Below are 9,405 nucleotides of genomic sequence, written 5' to 3'. Positions count from 1 at the left end.
GTGATCTCGGCATGCGTGCTGGGCGGGGTGTCGTTGAGCGGCGGGATCGGCATGATCCGGCATGTGATTGCGGGGGTTCTGATTTTGGCGATCATCGAAAACGCCATGAACCTGAAGAACATCGACACGTTTTACCAGTACGTAATTCGCGGCTCGATCCTGCTGCTGGCGGTGGTCATCGACCGCATGAAACAACGCTGATTTGAATCATATGAAGGCCAAATGTGGGAGGGGGCTTGCCCCCGATGAGGGTGCGTATCTACACAACTCTCACCGGTTTATACAAAACTCTGTGGTGAGCGGGCTTGTCCCGCGCTGGGCTGCGAAGCAGCCCCAAAACCTTCACCTCGATTGGTTCTGGCACTCTGCTGTGACCTTATTGGGGCCGCTTCGCAGCCCAGCGCGGGACAAGCCCGCTCACCACAGTGTTATGTGTAAGCCTTTGAGAGTTGTGTAGATACCCATGGCTATCGGGGGCAAGCCCCCTCCCACATTTGGATCTCCACTGCATTGAGGTTTTTGCCATAATGCCCGCGCTTTTTTACTTATAGGCCTGATATGCAACAACCTCCCGACAGCCCGAGCAAAGACACCGCCCCCACCGGCACCCAGACCCTGCTGCGTGGCCTTGGCGTGGTGCAGGCAGTGGCGGCCGGAGCACGGGATCTGAAAGAGATCGCCAAGCGCATCGGCACCACCCGCAGCACCACCCATCGCCTGGCCAGTTGCCTGGTGGACGAGCGTTATCTGCGCGTGGTGCCGCAAGTCGGTTACCTGCTGGGGCCGAAGTTGATCGAGCTGGGGTTCCAGGCCCGTGAAGAGCTGCCTTTGGTGAGCCTGGCGGTGCCGTACCTGGACGAGCTGTCGGCACTGACCGGCGACACCATCCACCTGGCGATTCGCGAATACGACGACGTGCTGTACCTGCACAAGAACCCAGGCCGTAATGGCCCAGAGATGCGTTCGCGGGTCGGCCATCGCATGCCGCTGGCGCGCACGGGCGTGGGCAAAGCGATGCTGCTGGATGACACGGTGCAAGAGTGGCAACGCTTGTACGAAACCAGCCTGCCGGCGGGCGGAAAAAACCTGCAGTGGCCGCAGCACCCGGAACAATCCTGGGCACAGTTCGAGCAGCGCATGCATGAATACGTGGTGGGCGGGTATGCGTTCGATCTGGAAGACAACGAACCGTCGATCCGTTGCGTCGCGGCACCGGTGCGCGATGCCAGCCGGCGAATCGTCGCCGGCATCAGCATCGCCAGTACCGTGCCCTACATGCCGCTGGAGAAAATGGCCGAGCTGATCCCTGTGATCAAACAGGTCGCAGCGCGGCTGTCAGCGGAGTTGGGCGCGAAGGCCTGATCAGGCCTTCAGGGTCGCCATGTCGATGACAAAACGGTACTTCACATCACCGGCGATCATGCGGGCGTAGGCCTCGTTGATCTGGCGGATGTCGAGCATTTCGATGTCGCAGGTGATGCCATGCTCGGCGCAGAAATCCAGGACTTCCTGGGTTTCGGCAATGCCACCGATCAGCGAGCCGGCCAGTACCTTACGGCCGAGCACCAGTTTGGCGGCGTTCACCGGCGGGTCTACCGGCTCGATCAAACCGACCAGGATGTGCACGCCATCAAAGCGCAGCACGTCGAGGTAGGGGTTGAGGTCGTGCTGTACCGGGATGGTGTCCAGCAGGAAATCGAAGTGCCCGGCAGCGGCTTTCATCTGCTCGGCGTCGGTGGACACGATCACATGATCGGCGCCCTGGCGACGGCCTTCTTCAGCTTTGCTCGCCGAGCGGGTGAACAGCGTGACTTCTGCGCCCATGGCCTTGGCGAACTTGATGCCCATGTGACCCAGGCCACCCATGCCCAGAATCCCGACTTTATCGCCGGCTTTTACGCCGTAGTGCTTGAGCGGCGAGTAAGTGGTGATGCCGGCGCACAGAATCGGCGCGGCGCTGGCCAGGTCGAGCTTGGCCGGGATCTTCACCACAAAGTGCTCGCTGACCACGATGCTGTCCGAATAGCCGCCCATGGTGTTGCTGCCGTCCACGCGGTCCGGGGTGGCGTAGGTCATGGTCGGGCCTTCGAGGCAGTACTGCTCCAGGTCCGATTGGCACGCTTCACAGTGACGGCACGAATCGACCATGCAGCCCACGCCGACCAGGTCGCCGACTTTATGCGCGGTGACGCTGGCGCCGACGGCAGTGACCTTGCCGACAATCTCGTGGCCCGGCATCAGTGGGTACACGGCAATGCCCCATTCGTTGCGTGCCTGGTGGATGTCGGAGTGGCAGACGCCGCAGTACATAATCTCGATCGCCACGTCATCGGCGCGCGGGCTGCGGCGTTCAAACGACATGGGGGCGAGGGGAGTGGTGGCCGACTGGGCGGCATAACCGATGGCGGTGTACATGATGAAACCTCGCAAAAAGCAGTGACAAGTGAGGCGGGCCATTCTCCCCATCGACCCTCGGGGCAGCCATGGCGATTGCTCCGAGTCTCATGCCTATTCGTCCGGGAGTGCCCCTTGTTTGGATTTATGTGTCGCCAGACCTGCGATGATGTTCACATCCCTTTTTCGCGAAGTTTTTTGCCATGTTGTTGACCCGCCATCTCGACGCCAACGCCACGCTGGTTTCCCTGATTGAGGGGCTTACGCCCTGTGACGGTTTTTCCCCGACCCACCTGCCCGGTGTGAAGGTGCTGCGCGCCAGTTGTGACGTGGCGCGTGGGCCGCAGATCTATGAGCCAAGCCTGATGTTCGTGGCCCAGGGCAGCAAACTCGCGTACCTGGGGCCGCGGACCCTGGAGTATGGCGCCGGGCATTACCTGATCCAGGCGATGCCGGTGCCGTTTGAGTGCGAGACATTCGCCATGGCGCCTGGCGCGCCGCTGTTGGGGGTGTCGGTGGGGATCGACCGTGTGGTGCTGGGGGAATTGGTGATGGCCATGGGCATGCAGGCCGGGCCGCCGCCGACCGCGCAAACCCTGGAGTCGATGAGTTCGGTGATACTCGATGACGCCATGCGCGGTTGCGTCGAGCGGCTGTTGCAGTGCCTGCACGATCCGTTGGAAAGCCGGATCATGGGCCCGGCGCGGGTGCGCGAGTTGTTGTTCACCGCGCTGCGCGGGCCGCAGGCGGATGTGCTGCGTGCGCTGGTGGAGCAGCAGGGGCAGTTCTCGCGGATCGCCACTTCACTGAATCACCTGCATGCCCATTTCGCCGAACCGCTGAATATCGAGACGTTGGCCGGGTATGCGCACATGAGTGCGTCGACCTTCCACGAGCACTTCAAGCGCTGCACCTTGCTGTCGCCGGTGCAGTACCTCAAGCGCCTGCGCCTGCTCAAGGCCCAGCAATTGCTGCTGGTCGAAGGCATGGGCGTGGCCCAGGCAGCGCACAATGTGGGCTATCAGAGCACGTCGCAGTTCAGCCGCGAATACAAGCGCTACTTCGAGCGCAATCCAGGGGAGGAGCGCGCAGCCTAGTAGTAACGTCGCGGGTCGGAATCGATCAGGCTGGCCAATTTGGTCAGGGCGAAACGCAACTCGTCCTGGCTGGTGGGCGACATCAGTACCAGCCGCACACTGCGCGTCACCCCGGAACGTTCGGCCTGGAACTGTGTGCCACTGAGCACCAGCACCCCATTGGCCCGCGCCAGCATGGTGAATTCGTCAGCGGTCCAGGGCTCGGGCAGCGTCAGCCACACATGGTAGGAATACGGCTGGGTCTTGAGTTCGTAATTGGCGAAGATCTCCTGGGCAATCGCCTGGCGTCCGGCGGCTTCGTTGCGCTGGATGCGGATCAGTTTTTTGTCCAGGCCTTCGGTGACGACATTGCTGGCCAGTTGCGCCGTCAGTGGCGATGGCATCCACACACTGCTGCGGACCATCGAGGTCAGGCGTGACAGCAGTTTTGGCGGGCTGTACAGGTAGCCGATACGCAGCGCCGGCATCACCGACTTCGACAGGCTGGTGAGGTACACCGAACGGTCCGGGGCAAACGCCGACAGCGGTTTGATGGACGGATCGGTGGCGAGAAAACCATAGATGTCGTCGTCGAGGAGGATGAAGTCGAACTCTTCGGCCAGCGCCGCGATTTGCGCCCGGCGCTTTTGCGACATGATCGCCGCCGTCGGGTTCTGGCAGGTTGCCACGCACACCAGCATCGCGGGTTTTTCGCGCTGGCACAGCTCGCGCAATGCTTCGGGAATGATGCCTTCGTCATCCATCGGCACGCCCCGCAGGCGGCGCTCCAGGCCATGGGCCAGGGAGATGATGCCGGGGTAGCAAAGTGCTTCGCAGAGCACCAGGTCGCCGGCGTTGGTCAGGGCGCTCATTGCCACCATCAAACCGTGCTGGGCGCCGGCGGTGATGATCACCTGCTGCCACTGCGCGTCGGGCAATGAATGCCGCAACCACTGTGCACCCGCCTCGCGATGCGCCGGATGGCCGCCATCCGGGGCGTAGTCCAGGGCACGGGCGAAATCGGTGCTCTTGGCCATGCCCACCAGCGCGTCGCGCAGCCAGTATTCCAGGGTTTCGCTGTAGGGCTTGATGATCGACAGGTCGAGCAGTTCGGACTGCCCCAGGTTCAACGGCATCGACGCGCTATTACTCGCCGGCAACTCCAGCTGCTTTTGATTGAGCACATACGTCCCGCGCCCCACTTCACCCTGCACCAGGCGACGGCGCTGGGCTTCGCTGTACGCGCGGCTGATGGTGCCCGGCGTGACATTCAGGGTCGTGGCCAGCTCCCGCAGGGTCGGCAGGCGATCGCCTTCGTTCAATACACCGTTGCCGATATCGCGTGCCAACGCATCGGCAATCGACAAATACATCGGCTGGCCGAATTCGCTTAGCTGGGGAACCCACATGAATGATCACTGCCCATCGTAGAAATGATGAATATCCGAGCATATCACAGGGAGGTTAGGCAACTAATAAATCGACACAATCGATAAATTGAGTCGATTGATGCCGTGATTGAATCGATGTTGATCGCCAGGTTCAGATATTTTTTGGTTTTTTAATCGCCTTATAAATCAATCTATTAACTGCTTAATCGCGGGAAAACCGGCGTCAACGGCAAAAAAACATCTCGTAACAACCTTGTCGCCTATTGAATCAACTCAATTCCTTCAAATACACTCATCTCGAATCGAAGCAATCGACTCAATCTCCCCGCGTTCACCGCCGGCACCGCCGCGCCAAGTCGAGACATCATGGACACACTCAGAAAGGATCTATCCCTGTCAGCCGTCATCGCGGGCTTTATTGCCGTGATCATTTCCTATGCCGGCCCGTTGATCATCGTGTTCCAGGCGGCCAAGGAAGCGCACCTGCCCAATGACGTGGTGTCTTCGTGGATCTGGGCGATTTCCATCGGCAGCGGCATCACCGGCCTGTTTCTCAGCTGGCGCCTGCGGGTTCCGGTGATTACCGCGTGGTCCACACCCGGTGCGGCATTGCTGGTGTCGATGCTGCCGACGGTCACGCTGCCACAAGCCATCGGCGCGTATGTGGTCGCCTCGGTGATCATTGCCGTGGTGGGCTTGTCCGGCGCCTTCGACAAGTTGATGAGTCGCCTGCCCAAGGCCATCGCCGCCGCCATGCTTGCGGGCATCCTGTTCCGCTTCGGCGCCGAGCTGTTCACCTCGATCAAGCTGCAACCCGCGTTGGTGCTGGCGATGATTGCGGCGTACCTGATCTTCAAACGTCTATCGCCGCGCTACGCGATTCTGTCGGTGCTGATTGTCGGCTGCGCCGTCGCCGCGTCGTTTGGTGAATTGAACAGCGGTGCAATCACCATTGCCGTGGCGCACCCGGTGTTTATCGCGCCAGAGTGGAGCTGGCACGCCATTATCAACATCGGCCTGCCGCTGGCGCTGGTGACGCTGACCGGGCAGTACGTGCCAGGCATGGCCGTATTGCGCACCTCGGGCTACAACACCCCGGCGCGCTCGATCATTTCGGTGACAGCCATTGGTTCGGTGCTGATGGCGCCGTTCGGCTCCCACGGCTTCAACCTGGCCGCGATCACCGCCGCCATCTGCACCGGCCGTGAAGCCCACGAAGATCGCGACAAGCGCTACATCGCCGGGATCGCCTGCGGGGTGTTCTACATCCTCATGGGCACCTTCGGCGCAACCCTGGCCTCGGTGTTTTCCGCCTTGCCTAAAGAGCTGATTGCGTCCCTCGCCGGGCTGGCACTGTTCGGTGCTATCAGCGCCGGGCTGACCGGCGCGATGGCCGATGAGAAGCAACGGGAAGCCGCGTTGATCACGTTCCTGGTCACCGCCTCGGGCATGAGTTTCCTCGGCCTGGCTGCTGCGTTCTGGGGCTTGATCTTCGGTCTCGTCGCGCACTTCGTGCTGACCTACACCCGCGAAAGCAAGGCCGTCGCGATGGCGCAGGGCAGCCGACCATGACCGCACGTTACGATTTCATTGTGGTGGGCGGCGGCATAGCTGGCGTTTCGGCGGCGTATGAGCTGGCGGCCCACGGCAGCGTTTGCCTGCTGGAGCAGGAGCAGCAACTGGCCTATCACACCACCGGCCGCTCGGCGGCGATCTCGATGGAAAGCTATGGCAACCAGCAGATCCGCTCGCTGACCTGCGCTTCCCGAGGCTTTTTCGAGAACCCGCCCGAAGGCCTGGCCGAACACCCGTTGTGGTCGCCACGGGGTGCGTTGATCGTGGCGCAAGCAGCGCGAGTGGACAAACTGGCCGCCCGGTTTACCGCCGTACTCGGGCAAGTGCCCACGGCGAGATTCCTCGACGACAAACAGGTGCTCGAACTGGTGCCCTACCTGGCCGAAGGCGCCTGGAGCGCCGGCATCTATGAGCCCAGCGCGTTCGATTTGGATGTGCACGGCATTCATGGCGCCTACCTCGGCGGCCTGCGGGCTCGCGGCGGTGTGGTCAAGCGCGAAGCCGAAGTGCTGCGCGGCGAACACCGCAACGGTCACTGGACCTTGCACACCGCGCACGGCCAACGGCTGGAGGCGGCGATCGTGGTCAACGCGGCCGGGGCCTGGGCTGATGAGTTCGCCCAGCGTTGCGGCGTGCCCAAGGTCGGTGTGCGGCCGCTGCGCCGCACGGTGCTGGCGGTGGACCCACAGTGCGACGTGCACCACACGCCGTACCTGGGCACCGTGGACGAAGACATTTTCATCAAGCCGGAAGCCGGGCGCCTGATCGTCTCGCCCTGCGATGAAAACCCGTCGTTGCCCTGTGATGCGCTGCCCGACGAGCTGGACCTGGCGATCACCATGGACCGTCTGCAAAGCACCACGCGCCTGCGGCCACGCTCGATTATCAACAAGTGGGCGGGCCTGCGCACTTTTGTCGCCGACCGCTCCCCGGTGCTCGGCCAGGACCCGCAGCACGAGAGCTTTATCTGGCTCGCTGCCCTCGGGGGCTATGGCATTCAAGCCGCGCCGGCCATCGCCCGGTTGTGCAGCCACGCGGCACTGGGGGTCGCCATGCCGGCGGACCTGGCGGCGCTGCAACTCAACTACCAGCATTTCTCCCCGGCGCGTTGCCGCGACGAGGCGTTTTCCAGCCTGGCCGTCAAACAGGTTGCTGATTTGCACTAACCCTTCACCCACTTCACAAGGAACGTCACCATGCAGACCAACGCTCAACTCCAGTCCGTCGCCAAGCCTTTCCTGGGCGAAGAAAACGTGATCTTCACCGACAAGGCGCCGCTGCCCCTGGGCACGTATTCCCAAGGGATCAAGGTCAGTCACGGGCAAACCATCTACCTGTCGGCACAGACCCCGGTCTCGGCGCTGAACAACGAGGTACTGGCCCAGGACTTCGAAGGCCAATTGCGTCAGACCCTGGACAATCTGCAACAAATGGCCGAAGCCGCAGGCGGTACCCTGGCGAACGTGGTCAAGGTCACCGCATTCATCACGGACTTGAGCGAGTTCCCGACCCTCAACCGAGTGATGGAGGAGTACTTCACCCAGCCATACCCGGCGCGCACCACCGCCGGTGCCAGCGCCCTGGCGCGCAATACCCTGGTCGCCATCGACGCCATCATGGTGGTCTGAAGCCCACTCTCCGCGTGCAGTGCCCGTCGGTCCGCAGCAATGGGCCGACGTCGGCAGCAAAAGCACCCGCACCGCGTATTTTCAGGGGCTTGGCCATGAAGCATTCGTACAGCGAATATGTGTTGCAGTGCCTGGTCTGCGATCGCAGCTACCAGCCGCATGAGGTCAGTTACTACTGCCCCCATTGCAAAACCGAAGGTGCCCTCGATGCGCTTTACGATTACTCGACGCTCAAGCGCGAATGGTCCAAGGACAGCCTGGCCCAAGACCACGCCCGTGGCATGTGGCGCTATGACCGGCTGATGCCGTTGCGTTCGACGCAGTTCATTCCGCCGCTACTGGTGGGGAACACGCCGCTTTATTCGCGCCCGGAACTGCTCGGCAGGGGCGCGCAGATCAAGGTCTTTATCAAGGATGAATCCCGCCAACCCACCGGCTCGCTGAAAGACCGCGCCAGCGCCCTGGCGGTAGCCCATGCCTTGCAGTCCGGCGCGCGCACCGTGGCGGTGGCCAGTACCGGCAACGCCGCCTCGGCCCTGGCCGGGATGAGTGCGAGCCTGGGCCTGCATAACGTGATTTACCTGCCAAAAAGTGCACCCCGCGAAAAGCTCGCGCAGATGCAAGGCTATGGCGCCGAGATTGTGTTGGTGGACGGCCAATACGACGAAGCCTTCGACCAATGCCTCGACGCCTGCGAAACCCACGGCTGGTACAACCGCACCACCGGGATCAACTCCTACATGAGCGAAGGCAAGAAAACCGTCGCCTTCGAGATGTGCGAGCAACTCAACTGGCAGGTGCCGGACCTGGTGTTCGTGCCGGTCGGCAATGGCTGCATTCTCGGTTCGGTCTACAAGGGGTTCTACGACCTGCTGCAACTGGGCTGGATCGAGCGCATCCCGCGCTTGATCGGCGTGCAGGCCGAGCACAGCAACTTTATGTACCGGGCCTGGCGCAGTGAGCGGCCGATGCAGCAGATAGAACGCATTGCGCCGACAAGCCTGGCCAGCAGCATCAATGTGGCCTTGCCGCGTGATCGTCTCAAAGCCATGCGCGCCGTCACGGCCAGCGGCGGCGAGTTCATGTGCGTCAGCGACCCGAGCATTGTCGCGGCGGCGTCCCGCTTGGCCGCCAGCACCGGTGTGTTTCCCGAAGCCGGCGCCGCCAGTGCCTTCGCCGGGCTGCTCAAGTACGCCGAAGCCCACCCTGATACCCCGCAGACCGCCGTGATCCTGATCACCGGCAGCGGTTTGAAAGACACCTCGATTTTTCTCTCCAACTCGACCAGGGGCCAGACACGCTTGCAATCCCAGCCCCTGGCCGACCTGCTGACCTAGGAAC

8 protein-coding genes and 1 pseudogene are annotated in these 9,405 nt (G+C 62.3%); 7 read left to right on the top strand and 2 right to left on the bottom strand.

Features of this window, described 5'->3' with window-relative positions:
- Together AOA60_RS00790 and AOA60_RS00785 are read left to right on the top strand one after the other, a co-directional pair.
- Nucleotides 1–201: pseudogene (locus tag AOA60_RS00790) on the top strand (L-arabinose ABC transporter permease AraH); the annotation flags it as partial.
- 357 nt (nucleotides 202–558) lie between these two features.
- On the top strand, nucleotides 559–1,362 hold the full coding sequence (locus tag AOA60_RS00785) for an IclR family transcriptional regulator (protein WP_099582760.1): 804 nt from the start codon (nucleotides 559–561) through the stop codon (nucleotides 1,360–1,362).
- Here the strand turns inward: AOA60_RS00785 and AOA60_RS00780 are convergent, their stop codons facing one another.
- Nucleotides 1,363–2,415, bottom strand: a complete 1,053-nt coding sequence (locus AOA60_RS00780; protein WP_099582759.1) for an NAD(P)-dependent alcohol dehydrogenase — start codon at nucleotides 2,413–2,415, stop codon at nucleotides 1,363–1,365. It abuts the gene before it with no gap.
- A 182-nt stretch (nucleotides 2,416–2,597) separates the two neighbouring features.
- On the opposite strand from AOA60_RS00780, the gene AOA60_RS00775 reads away from it, so the two are divergent.
- Nucleotides 2,598–3,491 carry an AraC family transcriptional regulator gene (locus AOA60_RS00775; protein ID WP_099582758.1) on the top strand — a complete coding sequence of 298 codons (894 nt, stop codon included), beginning with the start codon at nucleotides 2,598–2,600 and terminating at the stop codon, nucleotides 3,489–3,491.
- Here the strand turns inward: AOA60_RS00775 and AOA60_RS00770 are convergent.
- Entirely contained in the window at nucleotides 3,488–4,879 is a 1,392-nt protein-coding gene (locus tag AOA60_RS00770) for a PLP-dependent aminotransferase family protein (protein ID WP_099582757.1), read from the bottom strand. The two genes, AOA60_RS00775 and AOA60_RS00770, sit on opposite strands and share 4 nt — an antisense overlap.
- Before the next feature lie 348 nt (nucleotides 4,880–5,227).
- Here AOA60_RS00770 and AOA60_RS00765 point away from each other — a divergent pair, with 348 nt between their 5' ends.
- The 4 genes from AOA60_RS00765 (at nucleotide 5,228) to thrC (ending at nucleotide 9,401) form a co-directional block, all read left to right on the top strand.
- Nucleotides 5,228–6,433, top strand: a complete 1,206-nt coding sequence (locus AOA60_RS00765) for a benzoate/H(+) symporter BenE family transporter (protein ID WP_099582756.1) — start codon at nucleotides 5,228–5,230, stop codon at nucleotides 6,431–6,433.
- Complete coding sequence (locus AOA60_RS00760) at nucleotides 6,430–7,602, top strand: FAD-binding oxidoreductase (RefSeq protein WP_099582755.1); 1,173 nt, start codon at nucleotides 6,430–6,432, stop codon at nucleotides 7,600–7,602. Before AOA60_RS00765 ends, AOA60_RS00760 begins: the two co-directional genes overlap by 4 nt.
- Before the next feature lie 30 nt (nucleotides 7,603–7,632).
- Nucleotides 7,633–8,064, top strand: coding sequence for a Rid family detoxifying hydrolase (locus tag AOA60_RS00755; protein ID WP_099582754.1), 432 nt, complete (start codon nucleotides 7,633–7,635; stop codon nucleotides 8,062–8,064).
- Between the two features lie 95 nt (nucleotides 8,065–8,159).
- Nucleotides 8,160–9,401: a threonine synthase gene (gene thrC / locus AOA60_RS00750; protein ID WP_099582753.1), complete on the top strand. Its 1,242-nt coding sequence runs from the start codon at nucleotides 8,160–8,162 to the stop codon at nucleotides 9,399–9,401.
- Nucleotides 9,402–9,405: the final 4 nt, after the last annotated feature.

Source organism: Pseudomonas sp. 2822-17, assembly GCF_002742485.1.
Lineage (GTDB): Bacteria > Pseudomonadota > Gammaproteobacteria > Pseudomonadales > Pseudomonadaceae > Aquipseudomonas > Aquipseudomonas cyclaminis.
Note: the sequence above shows the minus strand (reverse complement) of the source record. Positions and strands in the feature narration are given on the sequence as shown.

Coding starts and splice junctions, on each gene's coding strand:
- AOA60_RS00785 (WP_099582760.1), top strand. CDS start 559: ATGCAACAACCTCCCGACAGCCCGAGCAAAGACACCGCCCCCACCGGC.
- AOA60_RS00780 (WP_099582759.1), bottom strand. CDS start 2,415: ATGTACACCGCCATCGGTTATGCCGCCCAGTCGGCCACCACTCCCCTC.
- AOA60_RS00775 (WP_099582758.1), top strand. CDS start 2,598: ATGTTGTTGACCCGCCATCTCGACGCCAACGCCACGCTGGTTTCCCTG.
- AOA60_RS00770 (WP_099582757.1), bottom strand. CDS start 4,879: ATGTGGGTTCCCCAGCTAAGCGAATTCGGCCAGCCGATGTATTTGTCG.
- AOA60_RS00765 (WP_099582756.1), top strand. CDS start 5,228: ATGGACACACTCAGAAAGGATCTATCCCTGTCAGCCGTCATCGCGGGC.
- AOA60_RS00760 (WP_099582755.1), top strand. CDS start 6,430: ATGACCGCACGTTACGATTTCATTGTGGTGGGCGGCGGCATAGCTGGC.
- AOA60_RS00755 (WP_099582754.1), top strand. CDS start 7,633: ATGCAGACCAACGCTCAACTCCAGTCCGTCGCCAAGCCTTTCCTGGGC.
- thrC (WP_099582753.1), top strand. CDS start 8,160: ATGAAGCATTCGTACAGCGAATATGTGTTGCAGTGCCTGGTCTGCGAT.